This is a genomic window from Frigoribacterium sp. Leaf263, assembly GCF_001422285.1.
GTDB lineage: Bacteria > Actinomycetota > Actinomycetes > Actinomycetales > Microbacteriaceae > Frigoribacterium.
In genome coordinates, this window is sequence record NZ_LMMO01000005.1 from 1 (window position 1) to 14,868 (window position 14,868).

Consider the following 14,868-nt stretch of genomic DNA (forward strand, 5'->3'; position numbering starts at 1 on the left):
ACTCGGTCGATCCGCTGTTGGAGTCCATCGAGCACGCGGCGAGGGAGAACACGAGGGCGCCGGAGGCGACGATGCCGAGTCCGACCTTGGTGATCTTCTTACGGGAGAAAGCGTTCATGATCAGGTCCTTTTCTGTGATTCCCGGTGGGGATGAAAAGGATTCGCCACCATCGCCCGATCGGATGGGAACCGGATCGGCGAACACAGAAGACACTCAGGTTCGCCGATCCGGTCGACGGGGCTACTTCGAGGAGGCGCGGTGCCGGCGAGCGAGCATCAGCAGCCCGGCTCCGAGGGCGAGCAGCGCGGCGCCGACGCCCGCCGCGAGCCCCGCGGCGTCGGAGCCGGTGAAGGCCAGCGCACCGTCGTCGCCGTCGTCACCCGCGCCTCCTGCGTCCGCCGGGTCGGAGTCCTGCCCCGATCCCGAGTCCGAGCCGCCGATGCCGTCGGCCGAGCCGTCGGCGCCGTCGGTCGGAACGGGGACCGGCGCGATCGTGCCGCCGTCATCGGGGTCTCCCGGCTGGGCCGTGGGGGTCGAGGTCGGCTCGGTGGTCGGCGGCGTGGTCGGGTCGACCGGCGGCGTGGTCGGCTCGGCCGGCGGGGTGGTCGGCTCGGCCGCGGTCGGCACCGAGATGGCGTACATCGTCGTCGAGCCCGAGACCTCGTTGCCGACGGCCAGCATCGGCTCGCCGGTGGGCGAGTCGTCGGCCGAGATGAAGGCGAGACCCTCGGGGCCGAGGTCGCCGGCGCGGGTCAGCACGTCGGCGGGGTCGGCTCCGGCGTCGATCTCGTCCTCCGCCGAGACGGCGAGGTCGCGGTTGTTGACGTAGGCGGTGAAGGTGGCGCGGGTCGGCTCGGTCACGTCGTACACGGCGATCCCGCCGACGCGCTCGAATCCGATGAACGCGTACGTCCGCCCGTCGATCTCACCCAGGGCGACGCCCTCGGGCTCCGGGCCCTTGTCGTCGCTGCGGCCGTCCACGCCCGTGGAGGAGTGGTTCGAGTTGAACGACTCGGGGGCGACCTCGGCGAGCAGCTGCTCGAACGCGTCGCCGGAGTCGAACACCGAGGCTCCGCCCGCGTCGAGGATGCTGAACGACCGGCCGCCGAACGTGTACAGCGTCTCGTAGCAGCTCTCGTCGGCGGAGAGGCCGTCGGCGGTCGTGATGTTGAGGCGGCCGAGACCGGCGTCGGTCAGCAGCGACGGGTCGATCGAGTCGCAGACGGGGGCGAGACCGTCGTCGCCGAGGTCCTTCACCCGGGCGACCTCGCTGTAGGCCGACCAGTCGCGCGAGTCGCCCTCGTTCGCGGTCACGATGTAGGTCTCGCCGTCGACCTCGTAGCTGTCGATCGTGTCGGGCATGAGGTACCCCTGCACCGGCCAGGTGCCGATCGCGACGGCCGGTCCGCCGTCGACGCCGTCGCGGTCGGACGGGTCGAACGGCACGACCGAGCGGTCGACCGTGCCGAGCGGCACGACGTCGGTGATGGTCGCCGAGGCGACGTCGACGAGGGCGAGCGCGTTCGCCTCCTGCAGCGAGACCCACGCGGTGGCGCCGTCGGCCGAGAACGTGGCGTACTCGGGTTCGAGGTTCTCGGACACGGGGCGCACCAGCGGGTCGGCCGCGGTCACCGTGCCGGCGTCGTCCCGCCCGCCGAAGATGCGCACGGCGGGGTCGACGGGGGTGGCGCCATCGGCTTCGAACGCATGGAAGTCGGCCGTCCGCACGGCGGTCTGGGCCGGGACCGCCACGGTGGAGGGGACGTCGATCAGGCTGACGGCGCCCTCGGGGTCCGCCGAGTAGTCGTCGGCCGGCTCGCCCTCGTTCGCGACGATCACGCGGGTGCCGTCGGGCGAGAAGGCGACCATGTCGGGCAGGGCGCCGACGCGCACGGCTCCGAGGGCGTCGCCGTCGCCCGCGGCGTCGAAGAAGACGATCCAGCCGGCGTCGGTCTTGGGGCTCGACTCGACGGCGACGACGCCGAGTCCGTCGGCCCGCACCGCCACGGAGTTCGCGACGGCGTCGGCGGGCACGACCGAGCCGTCGGCGGCGAGCACGCCGGTGGTCTGCAGGTCGAAGAGCTTCGTCGGGGTGGTCGGATCGGCGACGTCGAGCACCTCGACGCGAGCGGCCGCGGCGTTGACGACCAGCAGACGCTGCCCGGCGGCGTAGTGGGCGACGATCTCGGCGGCGCTCTCGTCGAAGACGCCCGTCTCGTAACCGCCGACCGGCGCCATCGAGAACGCGTCGGCGTCGGCGAACGAGCTGATGGGCGCGGCGACGACGGCGGCCGAGGCCGGGGCGGTCGTGGCGCCGGGCCCGACGGCGGCGAGGGCCACGAGGCCGAGGCCCGTCAGACCGGCGGCGCCGGCGAGGGCGGTCCGACGGGTGCGCGGGCTGCGCGGAGCCGAGGAGGCGCGGGTCGCGTCGAGCGGGGAGGGGCGGCGGGCTGGTCGCATGGGAACGGTCCTTCGTCGGGGGTCGCGTCGACGGTAAGGACCACAGGTGTTGCGCACGTGAACCACCGGTGTCGAGCGGGTGCCGCACCGCGCCTCCCGGCCGGCGCCGCGCCTCCGACCCGTGTCGCGCTAGGCGGGCGCGATGACGCGCAGCGCGCCCGGCACGACCTCGACGGTCACCGGCAGCGACCCCACCCGCTCGCCGTCGGCGAAGGCCGCGACGTCGTCGGAGTGGATCGTGACCCGCCGTGCGCGGTGCACGTGCACGCGCGGATCGGCGAGGTGCGTGCCCCGGGCGACCTGCGCGAACAGCCGCAGGAACCCGAGCCTCCCCAGCCGCTCGACGACCAGCACGTCGAGCAGCCCGTCGTCGAGCAGGGCGTCGGGCAGCACGGTGATGCCCCCGCCGAACGAGCGGCCGTTGCCGACGCTGACGAGGGTGCCGTCGAGCTCGAGCGTCTCGCCGTCGATCTCGAGGCGGTACGACAGGTGCTTGAGCCGGATCAGTTCGAGGTACAGGGCGATGGTGTACCGGCTGCGGCCCCGGGGGCGCCGCATGCGGTTGGCGCGCTCGTTGACGACCGCGTCGAACCCGGCCGAGAGCATGCAGGCGAACCAGGTCGTCTCGTCGCCCCGGGTCACGCGCCCGGCGTCGATGACGCGGGCCGGTCGGTCGAGCTGCGAGACGAGGAGGCGCGTGGCCGACTCCGCATCGTCGTGCGGGATCCCCAGGGCCCTGGCCATGTCGTTCCCGGTGCCGGTCGGCACGAGCCCGAGGGGGACGCCGGTGCCGGCGACGAGGTTCGCGCCGAGGTTCATCATGCCGTCGCCGCCGACGACGACGAGGGCGTCGGGCGAGGCGGCGATCTCGCGGCGCGCAGCGGTCACGAGGTCGTCGAACGAGTCCTTCAGCAGCAGCGTGACCTCGTGGCCGGCGGCGGTCAGCGCCGAGACGACCGATGCGCCGACGTCGCTCCGTCGCCCGAACGACGCGGAGGGGTTGACCGCGACGACGAGGCGGAGGGGGGTGGGGCTCATCGTCCGATCATGGCACCTGGTCCGCCCGCGGGCGGGTCGGCGCCCGCGTTCCGGGGCGGATGCCCGCGGGGCCGGGGATGGGGAGGGATCGTGCCCGGCTCGCGCGCGCCTCCCGGGGGTGCTTGGATGGACGCCGGGCGTCCGCCCGAGAAGAGATCCGCAGGAGGCCGCAGCATGACCACCACCAGCACCGTTCCCGCCCCGAGCATCCGCGAGTCGCCGAACCGCGGTCTCACGCTCGCCCTCGGCACGATCGTGCTGCTGCTCGGGGTCTGCGGATTCCTCGCGCCCGACATGGGCTCGTTCTTCGACACGACCGGCGCCTCCCTCTTCGGCGTCTGGAACGTCAACCCGGCGCTCACGGTCATCTGGGTCCTCGCCGGCGCCGCGCTGATCCTCGGCGGGACGTCGGGCGTCTCGGCCGCCCGCTCGCTCGGCGCGGTCGTCGGTCTCGTCTACGTCGTCTTCGGCATCGTCGGCTTCTTCGTCGAGGGCACCGAGGTCAACTACCTCGCCGTGAACCTCGCCGACAACATCACGCACCTCGTGGTCGGCGGGCTGCTGCTCCTGACGGCGATCGGCGCCGACCGCCGCCGCTGAGGCGCGCGGCCGCGACCGCCGGCCCCCGAATCGCCGTGACGGCCCCCGAACGGCCGTGACGGCCCCTGCTCGGGGGCCGCTCCGCTGGGTGTGGACCTTGAGTAGTCCTCACCCGGTTCGTCTGGTGGACAATGCGTCGACATCCCGGTCGAGACCCCGTAGACCTCAGTCAACGGGGAACACCGACACGGCCCGGTCGTGTGCTCAGGTGCCTCCTCTTCTCAGTCAGGTGCCTCCATGGCCCGCACGACGTCCCTCCTTTCATTCGCCCGGACGGCGCTGGTGCTCGGCGTCGCCGCAGCGCTCACCGTCGCCGGCGGCAGCGCGGCCCAGGCCGACACGATCATCGATGGGCCGGTGAACCTCCGGACGGCCGCGCCGTACGGGGTCCTCGCCGGGTCCACCATCACGAACACGGGCACGAGCGTCGTGCGCGGCAGCATCGGCCTCAGCCCGGGGACGTCCGTCACGGGCTTCTCCGGCGGCCCGGGCGTCATCGTCGGCGGCACGCAGCAGGTGAACAACGCTCCGGCCCGTCAGGCCAAGGCCGATCTCACGAGCGCCTACGGGGTCGCGCGCAGCCTGACCCCGCAGGAGAGCGGCATCTCCGAGCTGAACGGCCGCTCGCTGTCGCCCGGCGTGTACTCGGGAGGCGCGATCAATCTCGCGGACACCGGCGCGTTGGCCTTCGCCGGCGATGAGGAGTCGGTCTTCGTCATCCAGGCGGCGAGCTCGCTGACCATCGGGGCGGCGACCACCATGACCTTCTCCGGCGGCGCCAGCGCCTGCAACGTCTTCTGGCAGGTCGGCAGCTCGGCCACGATCGGCAGCGCCGCGCAGTTCCGCGGCACGGTCCTCGCGCAGCAGTCGATCTCGACGACCACCGGCGCGACCGTCATCGGGCGCCTCCTCGCCCGCACCGGCGCCGTCACGCTCGACACGACCAACATCACCGTCCCCCAGGGCTGCGCCGCTCCCGGCACGCCCTCGGCGACGAACGTCCCCACGATCACCTCCGAGAGCCCGTCCGACGGCACCGTGGGGACTCCGTACTCGTTCGAGGTCACCGCCTCGGGCAACCCGGCGCCCACCTTCACGGTGACGGCCGGCACGCTCCCCGCGGGTCTCACGCTCGACTCGGACTCCGGTGTCATCTCGGGCACGCCGACCACGCCCGGCAGCACCACGGTGACGATCGCCGCCGACAACGGCCAGAACCCGTCCGACAGCGTCGAGTACACGATCGACGTCGACGAGGCGGCGGTCGTGCCGGTGCCCAACCCGAACCCCGGCCCCTCGCCGGCGCCCAGCCCCGCGCCGAGCCCCGGCCCGTCGCCCGCTCCGTCGCCCGCACCGAGTCCCGCTCCGTCGCCCGCGCCGAGCCCCGCGCCGACGCCCGACGTGCCGGCTCCCTCGCCGACTCCTGACGTGCCGGCTCCGTCCGACTCGCCGACTCCCGACGTGCCGGCTCCGTCCGACTCGCCGACTCCCGACGTGCCGGCTCCGTCCGACTCGCCGACCCCCGTCGTGCCCGTGACCGACCGCTTCGACGGCTTCGACGGCGGCTCCGGCTCCGGTTCGGACTCCGGAACGGGCGGCGACCTGGCCTTCACCGGCTCCGAGTCGACGGTGCCTCTGACGATCGGAGGCCTGGCGCTGCTCGCCGGGATCGCGCTCCTCGTCGGCGCCGTGGTGCGTCGACGTCGCGGGATGACGTCCGAGAAGTAGACCGCGCCTCCTCGGAGGGCGCCTTCTCGGAGGGTCGGTGTCGTCGGTCCAGGCCGTCGGCACCGGCCCCCTCGCAGGCACTCGCCTGGCCCCCTCGGGCCCGGCGGGTGTGACCGCGTCAGAACGGCTATCACGCACACATGCGTGATAGCCGTTCGGCGTCTACATCCCCCGCAGCCCGCCACCCGCGCCACCCCACACCGCACGCCCCACACCGCACGCCCGCCACCGCACGCCCCGCACCCGTCCGACTCCTCGCCGTCTGCTGACGTTTCGCCGAACCCCATGGCCCTCGCGCGCCTCCCTCGCTATGGTTAGGGTCACCTAACCGACTCACGGAACGGAGGGGCCCGATGTCCGTCGTCATCCCCTTCTCGCAGGCCCTGCGAGAGCGCACCTCGGCGTCGAGCGCCACCGGCGACATCGGCTGCACGTTCATGGCCGACCTCATGACGGGTCGCGGCACGCGTGACGACTACATCGAGATGCTCGCCCAGCACTGGTTCGTGTACGAGGCGCTCGAGACCGCAGCGGCCCGGTTCGCCGGTGACGCCGTCGCCGCACCGTTCCTGTCGCCGGCGCTTACCCGGCTGCCGGCCATCACGGCCGATCTGGAGTTCCTGCTCGGCGACGACTGGCGGTCGCGGATCCGCCCGCTCGAGGTCACGAGCGACTACTGCGCCCGGATCCGCGCGGCGTCCGAGTGGGTCGGCGGATTCATCGCCCATCACTACACGCGGTATCTCGGCGATCTGTCGGGCGGGCAGCTGATTCGCGGCCTCATGCAGCGGCAGTTCGGGTTCGACACCAACGGCGTCGGGTTCTTCCTGTTCGCCGAGATCGCCGCCCCGAAGGAGTTCAAGTCCACCTACCGGCGGCAGCTCGACTCCGTCGACTGGAGCCCGGAGGCGCGTGAGCGGGTGCTCGACGAGGTCGCCGTCGCGTACCGGTTCAGCACCGAGCTGTTCGTCGAGCTCGCCGCCGCCAAGGCCGCCGCCGCCTGACAGCGACGATCGGCCAGCAGTCGGCGGGCACCGGCCAGCAGCCGGCAGCAGCGGCGAGCAGCCGGTCGTCCGCAGTCGGCCCCGCTACTCGCCCGCGGCCTCGGCACCGGCCCCGGCGGCGTCGGCCGCCGCGTGGATCGCCGGCACCCGCGTCGCCTGGCTCATGAACCGCCGCACGTCGAGGTCGACGATGATGTCGGCGGGTCGCAGCGGACGCGACAGATACAGCCCGTCGAGCGACGTGATGCGGCTCAGTGCCACGTACGTCTGCCCCGCGCTGAACACCCGTGATCCGAGGTCGACGATGGCGCTGTCGTACGTCTTGCCCTGCGACTTGTGGATCGTCACGGCCCAGGCCAGCCGCAGCGGGAACTGCGTGAACTCGGCCACGACGTCTTTCCGCAGCTGCTTCGTGGACTGCGAGTAGCTGTAGCTGAACTTCTCCCAGACGGCCGGCTGCACCTCGTGCTCCTCGCCGTCGACCTCGACGAAGACGGTGTCGCGCACCTTCGTCACCGTGCCCGTGGTGCCGTTGACCCAGCGCTGGTCGCTGTCGTTCCGCAGGAACATCACGCGCGCCCCGCGCTTCAGCTCGAGCGCCTCGTCGGCGGGGAACGACCGGCCGCCGAACTCGCCGCTGACCTCGGCCTTGGCGGTCAGCACCTTGCCGGGCAGCCGCTCGAGCTCGAGCTTGTTGATGCGGTTGACGGTGTCGTTGCGGGTGGCGAGGGTGATCGCGTCGGCGTCGGGCGGCACGGGCCGGGCGCCGGCGGCGTTCAGGTGACCGGCGATCTCGCCCGTGACCCGGCCGTGCCGCACGGCGTTGAGCATCTCCTTGAAGTCGCCCTCGGTCTGCCGGTGGATGAACGCCAGCTCGTAGATGCGCAGAGCCGCGTCGTTCCAGACGTGGGCGTCGAAGAACCACATCGACCGGTAGTTGTCTCGGAAGTACGCGCGCTCCTCGGCGTCGCCGGGCACCGGCGGCAGCTGGTACGGGTCGCCGAACAGTACGACCTGCACGCCGCCGAACGGCTCGGACCTGCGCTGACGCGCCTGGCGCAGCGACCGGTCGATGGCGTCCATCAGGTCGGCGTTGACCATCGACACCTCGTCGATCACGAGGGTGTCGATCGTGTTGAGCAGCTTGCGCAGCTCGGGCTTCTGGTCGATGTCGTGATCGGCGATCAGGCCGATCGACAACCGGAACAGCGAGTGGATCGTCTGACCGCCGACGTTCAGCGCGGCCACACCCGTCGGAGCGCAGATGACGACCTGCTTCTCGGTGTTCCACGACAGGTGATTCAGCAGCGTCGACTTGCCGGTGCCCGCGCGGCCGGTGACGAAGATGTGCTCGCGCGTGTTCTCGATGGCGTCGAACACGGCCTGCTGTTCGGCGGAGAGGGCGACGGGCACGAGCGGGCGGGACCTTTCGACGGGACTCGGGAGGAGCCGAGGAGGCGCGGGGAGCGGATCCAATCTACCCGCGCCTCCTCGGGTCCACGGCTTCCCGTGACCCGCGTCCACCTATGCTGTGGGCATGTCTTCTGCTGTGGGGGAGAAGAGACCCGCCTCACGGAGATGGCCCTTCGTCGCGATCTGGGGAGGCGCGGCCCTCTTCGTCGTCGTCGCCTTCGTCGTGACCGTCGCCGCGCTGAACGCGACCGTCTACAGCGCCGGCGGCTTCGCCCGCGGCTACATGGACGCCGTCGACCGGGGCGATGTGTCGAGCGCCCTCACCCTGGCCGGGGTCGAGGTCACCGACGACCTCGACGACAGCCTGCTCGAGGTCCCGTCGCTCGGCGGCCTCGACGACGTGCGCGAGGTGTCCGAGCTGCCGCTCGGCGACGGCACCCGCACCGTGACGCTCGCGTACACGCTCGACGGGGTGGCCGGCGAGTCGCAGTTCGTGGTGCGCGAGGCGGGCACGAGGTTCCTCGTCTTCCGGCAGTGGAGCTTCGCTCAGAAGCCCACGGCGACCATCGACGTGACTCCGCGCAACGACGCCCGCTTCGAGGTCGACGGCCGCGAGATCACGACCACGGGCGGCGACGTGGCGACGAGGTTCACGGTCCTCGCTCCGTCGCGCTTCGAGCTCTCGCACGACAGCACCTACCTGCACGCCGACCCGGTCGAGGTGAGCGCCCTCGGCGTCGCGTCGACGACGGCGGCGGCCGTCGACATCCGGCCCCGCGCCTCCTTCGCGGCCGTCCTGCAGCGGCAGCTCGACCGGCAGCTCGACGAGTCGTGCGTCACGCAGAAGGTGCTGCTGCCGGCCGGCTGCCCGTTCGGTCGTCCGGTCGACGACCGCATCGTCGACGAGCCCGTCTGGTCGATCGTCGACCACCCGGCCGTGACGGTCGTCCCGTCGTCGTCGACGCCGGGCCAGTGGCTCGTCGACGAGGCGCCGGGCACCGCGCATCTGGTCGTCCAGGCGCAGTCGCTGTTCGACGGCTCGGTGTACACGATCGACGAGGACGTCCCGTTCACGGTCAGCTACGCGATGACCATCGACTCCGACGACACCCTCAGCTTCCAGTAGCGGCGGGGCCGGGCAGGAGCGCCCGCGCACGGCCCGCCCGTCGTAGGCTCGGCGGCAGTCGTCGAGCCGTCACCCCCGTGACGCACCCCTCTTGATGCCCTGGCAGTCGACCGTGCGCGGCGCTTCCCCGGTGTCAAGAATACATAGATCCTGCGAGAATGACAGAAGTCCGTCACTCTCGGGTGGTCAGAGTGCGCACACGGGCTCCGCAGGCCGCCGGCATCGACCCCCGCGACGACTCGAGAGGAGACGTGCATGTCCGTCCCCTCCGGCGAGTTCCGAGCCTGGGCCGCGTCCGTCGGCCTCCCCGCCGCCGCCCTCCCCCTCGCCCGCGCCCTCGGCGTCAGCCGCAGCACGCTGCAGGCGCAGCTGCTCCGCGGTCGGGTGCCCGAGGCGCAGATCGTCGCCGCGGCCCGGGTCGCCGGCGTCGCCCCCGTCGACGCGCTGACCGCCTTCGACCGCTACGCCGACCTCCGGGGTCCGGCGATCGAGCCGACCCCCGCCGAGGTCCTCGCGCAGGTCGAGCTCGCCGACGCCCTCGTCGTGCTGCTCGACCGGCAGGCCCCGGGTGCGCGTGCCGCTCTCTCGGGCGTCCGCGGCATGGCCGACCCGCCCCTCCCCGGCTCGGTGCGGCAGTGGATCGACGCGATCGACCCCGGGGGCCTCCGCGCCACCCTCGCCGAGCGCTGGCGCATGGCCCCCTCGAACGTCTCGGCGGCCATCAGCGCCTCGAAGCTGCGCCCGTCGCAGCTGGTCGAGATCGCCCGCATCGCCGGCACCTCGTGGACGGGCGGACTCGCCGCCGCAGGTGTCCTCACACTGGAGGAGGCAGGATGGAGGCGCGGCGCGAGATCCGACGCGCTGACGCGCCTCTCGGACGTCGACCTGAACGACCTGGTCGCCGATCGTCTCGCCGCGGCGCAACGCGAGGCGAGGCGTCTCGCGGCCGACACCGAGCAGGCGCACCGAATCCAAGACACCCTGGGGTGACATGACCATCGCATTCCTCGTGGTCGCCGTACTGGCGGCCCTGGCCCTCACACGCCTCCCGGGGGCGATCAGGGGGCGCAACCCGCTCGTCGTGGCGTCGGCCTTCGCGATCGCCCTGGCCTTCGCGCTGATCACGCCCGAGGTCTACCGGGCCGTCGACGGAGTCCTGCCGTTCGAGAACGCGACCGACCTGCTCGCCAAGCTGCTGCTCTTCACCGGCCTGCTGCTCGCCGGCACGCAGGTCGCCCGGGCCTACGACGCGCCCCGCACGCTGCGGTTCGTCTCGGGACCGCCCGGGGCGCTCGTCTTCGTCGGGGTGTTCGTCGTCGAGGTGGCGCTCTTCGTCGCATCCGAGCCGACGGGGCGTGCGGCCGATCTCGCCCTCGACCTGGACCAGGGGGTCGTGCGGCTCTACTCGACGGTGGCGACCGCCTACCCCGCGTACCTCTTCGCGCTGCTGCTGCCGCACGTCGTCCGGGGCGTGCGCAGCTCGCAGACGAGCGCCCGCCTCACGTCGCTGCTGCTCAGCGCCGGCGGCGTGCTCGCCATCGTCCGCTTCGCGATCGGGCTCGTCACGCTCGGCGTCCCGGCCGCCTACCCCGTCGGCCAGATCGTCAGCGGCCTCGCCGCCGTGCTCGTGGCGCTGGGGCTCGCCCTGGCGTTCTTCGCCCGCAGGCTGCGGAGCCGCGCCGCCCGCTGACCCGGCCGACGCCTGCCGACCCGCCCCGCGCCTCCCGACCCGCTCGGCGCCTCCCGACCCGCCCCGCGCCTCCCGACCCACCCCGCGCCTCCCGCCTGCGACCTACGCGCGCGCCAGCTCGGCCAGCTCGTCCGGGCCGGCGAACATCGCCCGGTACGAGCGCGGCGTCGTCCCCAGCACTCGTCCGAAGTGGTGCCGCAGCACCGCCGCCGACCCGAACCCGACCTCGCCGGCGATGGCGTCGAGTCCGAGGCCGGTGCTCTCGAGCAGCCGTTGCGATCGCAGGAGGCGCTGCGACGTCAGCCACGCGGCCGGCGTCGTCCCGAGCTCGGCCTTGAAGCGGCGGGCGAACGTGCGCGGCGACATGTGCGCCCGCGCGGCCAGGACCTCGACCGGCAGGTCGCGGTCGAGGTGGGCGAGCATCCAGTCGGTCAGGGGGGCGAGCGACGAGTCGGCCTCCACCGGCATCGGCCGTTCGATGAACTGGCTCTGCCCGCCGTCGCGGTGCGCGGGCACGACCATGCGTCGGGCGATCACGTTCGCCGCCGCCGCGCCGTGCATCCGCCGCACGAAGTGGAGGCACGCGTCGATGCCGGCGGCGGTGCCGGCGCTCGTGATCACGCGGCGATCCTCGACGAAGAGCACGTCGGCGTCGACGGTGGTGCCCGGGTGCTCGGCCTGCAGGCGGTCGGAGTGCAGCCAGTGCGTGGTCGACCGGCGCCCGTCGAGCAGGCCGGCCTCGGCGAGCACGAAGGCACCGCTGCAGACGCTGATCAGCCAGGCTCCGCGGGCCTCGGCGGCCACGAGCAGATCGCGGACGGCCGGCGACAGCGAGCCGTTGTCGCCGTGGTCCGCGAGCGCGGGCACGCAGATCACGTCGGCGTCGGCGGCCGCCGACAGGTCGAGGTCGACCGTGATGCCGAAGCCCTGATTGGTGCGGATCACGCCGGGGTGCTCGGTCACGACGCGGTGGTCGAACGTCGGTCCGCCGTCGGCCGAGCGGTCGAGTCCGAAGACCTCGCAGAGCACGCCGAACTCGAACGGGGCGACGCCGTCGGCCACGAGGGTCGCGACGACGAGCCCGGCCGCCGGCGTCGGATGCCGGGGGAGGGGCCGAGGAGGGGCGGTGGCGGTCACGAGGGCTCCAGACGACGCGGGGTTGGCAGCTTCTCGAGCAACCGTGGCCAGACTGCCACTGGTGGCGCGATGCGTCCACTCGTAGATTCCCCACCATGACGGACTCCCGGGATCTCGACCGCCTGCTCACCCCTCCGACGCCCGTCGCCGCGCGGGCGCTCGCCGTCGTCTCCGCGCACGCCTCGCCGGGCCTCGCCGCTCATAGCCTCCGGTCGTTCGCCTTCGCCGCCGCGCTGGGCGACTCCGAGGGCCTGGGCGTCGATCGCGAACTGCTCTGGGTGGCGTCGATGCTGCACGACCTGGGGCTGTCGCCGTCGTTCGACAGCCACACGGTGCCGTTCGAGCGGGCCGGTGCCGACGTCGCGCGGGTCTTCGCGGCGGGAGCGGGCTGGGACGACGAGCGGGGGAGGCGCGTCGCCGAGATCATCGAACGCCACATGTGGCCGTCCGTGGCCGCCGAGCTCGACGTCGAGGGTCATCTTCTCGAGCGGGCCACGAGTCTCGACGTGAGCGGGGCGGCCCCCGGCGACTGGGAGCGCGGCTTCGTCGCGGCGGTCGTCGAACGGCTGCCCCGCGACGGCTTCGGTGACGAGTTCGCGACGCTCGCCGCCGCGCAGGCTCATCGCAAGCCCGCGTCGGAGGCGGGTCGGTCCGTCCGCGCGGGGCTGCCCGCCCGGGCCCGGGCCAACCCCCTCGACGCGGTGCCGCGCCCCTGACGGCCGCACCGCGCCTCCTCGGCCTCTGCCGCGCTCCGGCGTCTCGTACGGTGGCAGCATGCGATCTCTCATCACGCTCGACGACTGGGCCCCCTCCGACGTCGAGCAGGTCTTCGCCCTGGCCGACGCCTACCGCGACGGTCGAGGGCCCGTGACGACGGGCTGCGCCGTGATGTTCTTCCCCGCGACGAGCCTGCGCACCCGCGTGACGTTCGAACGGGGTGCGGCGCTCATGGGGCTCCAGCCGATCGTGCTGCCGGACACGACGCTCGACAAGGCCGAGGCGCTCGGCGACGTCGCCGCCTACCTCGACGCCTGGGCCGACATCGTCGTCGTCCGCCACCCCGACCTCGCCGTCGTGCAGGGGCTCGCCGACGCCGGGACCCTCCCGATCGTCAACGCCATGACCGATCGGAACCACCCGTGCGAGGTGCTCTCCGACCTCTGGTCGCTCCGGCGGCTGCGGGGCGGGCTCGAGTCGACCCGGTTCCTGTTCGTCGGGGCGGACGGCAACATCTCACGCGCCTGGCACGAGGCGGCGCGGCTGCTGCACCTCGACCTCGTGCAGTGCTGCCCGACGGGGCTCGCGTCACCCGGCGCCCGCACGACGGACGACCTCGAGACGGCCATCCGATCCGCCGACGTCGTCCTCACCGACGGGCCGGGCGCCCACGCCGAGCAGCTCGCGCCGTACCGGATCACCGCCGCGCTGCTCGACACGGCGCCCGAGGGCGTCCGTCTGAACCCGTGCCCGCCGTTCGTCCGCGGGCGCGAGGTCGGCGCCGACGCGATCGACCACCCGGCGTTCGTCGGCCACGGCTTCAAGGCGTCGCTCCTGCCGGTGCAGCAGGCGATCATGGCGCACTGCCTCGCGTGACGGCCGTCGCAGCCCGCCCCGAGCATCCCCGGGTCGGACGGCGAGCCCGACCCTAGGCCGACCCCGACCCCGACCCCGACCCCGACCCCGACCCCGACCCCGACCCCGACCCCGACCCCGCTCCGCCCGTCGCGGCGACGTGCGCCGCCAGCACGTCGCGGACGCGCGTCCACTCGAGCACGCCGTACCGCTCGTCGTCGACGTGCCGCAGCTGCGCCTCGCCGCTGAACATGCTCACGAAGTACTGCATCCCCTGCCAGGCCGGGAACGTCGCGTCGCGGTCCGTCGACAGCAGTCTGCCGATCCGGCTCATCACCGAGAGCGTCCCGGCGGTGCCGGCCCACTGAACCCGGTGGGAGGCGCCGGTCACCTCGGTCATGATCCGCGCCACATCGCGGGCCGACAGGTGATCGCCCGCCATCTCGACGACGCGCGGGGCGCCGTCGTCGAGCACCGCGAGGGCCGTGACCCGCGCGACGTCGTCCTTCGTCGTGAAGTCGAGCACCTGATCGGCCGACGACCAGAAGAGGACGAGCCGGCGACCCGACAGGATCATCGGGGCGTCGCCGGTGAGGAGCTCGGCGAACATGCCCGTGAGGATCGACGTCGCCCGGACGGGTGCGGCGTCGACCTCGGCGGCGAACTCGCGGCGCAGGTCGAAGTTGCGATTCGTGCCGGGCGTGATGCGCCGGTAGTCCGCCGAGTAGTCGGACGGGATGAAGCGCGGCACGCCCGCGGCGACCGTCGCCGCGAGGAGCGCTCGCTGCGCGTCGACGATCACCTGGCGGGTCCCGCTGACGGCCGACACGACGACGTCGGCCCCCGAGACGGCCGCCGTCAGAGACTCGTGGTCGTCGTAGCCGGCGGTGACGACGTCGACGCGCGGGTCGTCGCCGAACCGCGCGGAGGCGGCGCCGCCGCCCGGACGCGTGAGCACGCGGACCCGGACGTCGCGGGCGAGCAGCTCGCGGACGATCCGGTGACCGAGATCGCCGGTGGCGCCGGCGACGAGAGCGGTGGTGGTCATGGCGTGCGCCTCACTGTCGGGTGGTGGAGGGGCGCGGTCGACCCGCGCCTC

The 14,868-nt window shown here is 73.1% G+C and carries 13 protein-coding genes; 8 read left to right on the forward strand and 5 right to left on the reverse strand.

The features are described 5' to 3' along the window. Positions 1-241: 241 nt before the first annotated feature. Together ASF17_RS13065 and ASF17_RS13070 are read right to left on the reverse strand one after the other, a co-directional pair. Entirely contained in the window at positions 242-2,461 is a 2,220-nt protein-coding gene (locus tag ASF17_RS13065) for a choice-of-anchor I family protein (protein WP_200913497.1), read from the reverse strand. 129 nt (positions 2,462-2,590) lie between these two features. Beyond that, complete coding sequence (locus ASF17_RS13070) at positions 2,591-3,499, reverse strand: diacylglycerol/lipid kinase family protein (protein WP_055800877.1); 909 nt, start codon at positions 3,497-3,499, stop codon at positions 2,591-2,593. Positions 3,500-3,673: 174 nt separating this feature from the next. Between ASF17_RS13070 and ASF17_RS13075 the strand changes: the two genes are divergently transcribed. The 3 genes from ASF17_RS13075 (at position 3,674) to ASF17_RS13085 (ending at position 6,831) form a co-directional block, all read left to right on the forward strand. After that, on the forward strand, positions 3,674-4,099 hold the full coding sequence (locus ASF17_RS13075) for a DUF4383 domain-containing protein (RefSeq protein ID WP_055800880.1): 426 nt from the start codon (positions 3,674-3,676) through the stop codon (positions 4,097-4,099). 237 nt (positions 4,100-4,336) lie between these two features. Next, on the forward strand, positions 4,337-5,827 hold the full coding sequence (locus tag ASF17_RS13080; protein WP_082475378.1) for an ice-binding family protein: 1,491 nt from the start codon (positions 4,337-4,339) through the stop codon (positions 5,825-5,827). A gap of 353 nt (positions 5,828-6,180) precedes the next feature. Continuing rightward, positions 6,181-6,831 (forward strand): biliverdin-producing heme oxygenase, encoded by a 651-nt coding sequence (locus ASF17_RS13085; RefSeq protein ID WP_055800887.1) that lies wholly within the window; start codon positions 6,181-6,183, stop codon positions 6,829-6,831. An 84-nt stretch (positions 6,832-6,915) separates the two neighbouring features. On the opposite strand, the gene ASF17_RS13090 is transcribed toward ASF17_RS13085, so the two are convergent. Further along, positions 6,916-8,244, reverse strand: coding sequence for an ATP-dependent DNA helicase (locus tag ASF17_RS13090; RefSeq protein ID WP_055800891.1), 1,329 nt, complete (start codon positions 8,242-8,244; stop codon positions 6,916-6,918). A 124-nt stretch (positions 8,245-8,368) separates the two neighbouring features. Between ASF17_RS13090 and ASF17_RS13095 the strand changes: the two genes are divergently transcribed. The 3 genes from ASF17_RS13095 to ASF17_RS13105 all read left to right on the forward strand — a co-directional run bounded on the left by ASF17_RS13095 (position 8,369) and on the right by ASF17_RS13105 (position 11,060). Continuing rightward, positions 8,369-9,370 (forward strand): hypothetical protein, encoded by a 1,002-nt coding sequence (locus ASF17_RS13095; protein WP_156357436.1) that lies wholly within the window; start codon positions 8,369-8,371, stop codon positions 9,368-9,370. A gap of 255 nt (positions 9,371-9,625) precedes the next feature. Further along, positions 9,626-10,360 (forward strand): hypothetical protein, encoded by a 735-nt coding sequence (locus ASF17_RS13100; RefSeq protein ID WP_055800898.1) that lies wholly within the window; start codon positions 9,626-9,628, stop codon positions 10,358-10,360. Between the two features lies 1 nt (position 10,361). Next, positions 10,362-11,060 carry a hypothetical protein gene (locus ASF17_RS13105; protein ID WP_055800901.1) on the forward strand — a complete coding sequence of 233 codons (699 nt, stop codon included), beginning with the start codon at positions 10,362-10,364 and terminating at the stop codon, positions 11,058-11,060. A gap of 102 nt (positions 11,061-11,162) precedes the next feature. On the opposite strand, the gene ASF17_RS13110 is transcribed toward ASF17_RS13105, so the two are convergent. After that, positions 11,163-12,122, reverse strand: a complete 960-nt coding sequence (locus ASF17_RS13110; RefSeq protein WP_055801253.1) for a GlxA family transcriptional regulator — start codon at positions 12,120-12,122, stop codon at positions 11,163-11,165. 170 nt (positions 12,123-12,292) lie between these two features. Here ASF17_RS13110 and ASF17_RS13115 point away from each other — a divergent pair, with 170 nt between their 5' ends. After that, the gene (locus ASF17_RS13115) at positions 12,293-12,913 is read left to right on the forward strand and encodes an HD domain-containing protein (protein WP_055800905.1); all 621 of its coding nucleotides are present in this window, start codon (positions 12,293-12,295) and stop codon (positions 12,911-12,913) included. Between the two features lie 58 nt (positions 12,914-12,971). Beyond that, positions 12,972-13,790, forward strand: coding sequence for an ornithine carbamoyltransferase (locus tag ASF17_RS13120; protein WP_055800909.1), 819 nt, complete (start codon positions 12,972-12,974; stop codon positions 13,788-13,790). A gap of 52 nt (positions 13,791-13,842) precedes the next feature. Here ASF17_RS13120 and ASF17_RS13125 read toward each other — a convergent pair whose 3' ends face one another. After that, complete coding sequence (locus ASF17_RS13125) at positions 13,843-14,817, reverse strand: NmrA family NAD(P)-binding protein (protein WP_055800912.1); 975 nt, start codon at positions 14,815-14,817, stop codon at positions 13,843-13,845. Positions 14,818-14,868 lie beyond the last annotated feature (51 nt).

Bases quoted from the DNA above. Each gene is read 5' to 3' on its own strand.
- ASF17_RS13065 (WP_200913497.1), bottom strand. From the start codon at position 2,461: ATGCGACCAGCCCGCCGCCCCTCCCCGCTCGACGCGACCCGCGCCTCC.
- ASF17_RS13070 (WP_055800877.1), bottom strand. From the start codon at position 3,499: ATGAGCCCCACCCCCCTCCGCCTCGTCGTCGCGGTCAACCCCTCCGCG.
- ASF17_RS13075 (WP_055800880.1), top strand. From the start codon at position 3,674: ATGACCACCACCAGCACCGTTCCCGCCCCGAGCATCCGCGAGTCGCCG.
- ASF17_RS13080 (WP_082475378.1), top strand. From the start codon at position 4,337: ATGGCCCGCACGACGTCCCTCCTTTCATTCGCCCGGACGGCGCTGGTG.
- ASF17_RS13085 (WP_055800887.1), top strand. From the start codon at position 6,181: ATGTCCGTCGTCATCCCCTTCTCGCAGGCCCTGCGAGAGCGCACCTCG.
- ASF17_RS13095 (WP_156357436.1), top strand. From the start codon at position 8,369: ATGTCTTCTGCTGTGGGGGAGAAGAGACCCGCCTCACGGAGATGGCCC.
- ASF17_RS13100 (WP_055800898.1), top strand. From the start codon at position 9,626: ATGTCCGTCCCCTCCGGCGAGTTCCGAGCCTGGGCCGCGTCCGTCGGC.
- ASF17_RS13105 (WP_055800901.1), top strand. From the start codon at position 10,362: ATGACCATCGCATTCCTCGTGGTCGCCGTACTGGCGGCCCTGGCCCTC.
- ASF17_RS13115 (WP_055800905.1), top strand. From the start codon at position 12,293: ATGACGGACTCCCGGGATCTCGACCGCCTGCTCACCCCTCCGACGCCC.
- ASF17_RS13120 (WP_055800909.1), top strand. From the start codon at position 12,972: ATGCGATCTCTCATCACGCTCGACGACTGGGCCCCCTCCGACGTCGAG.
- ASF17_RS13125 (WP_055800912.1), bottom strand. From the start codon at position 14,817: ATGACCACCACCGCTCTCGTCGCCGGCGCCACCGGCGATCTCGGTCAC.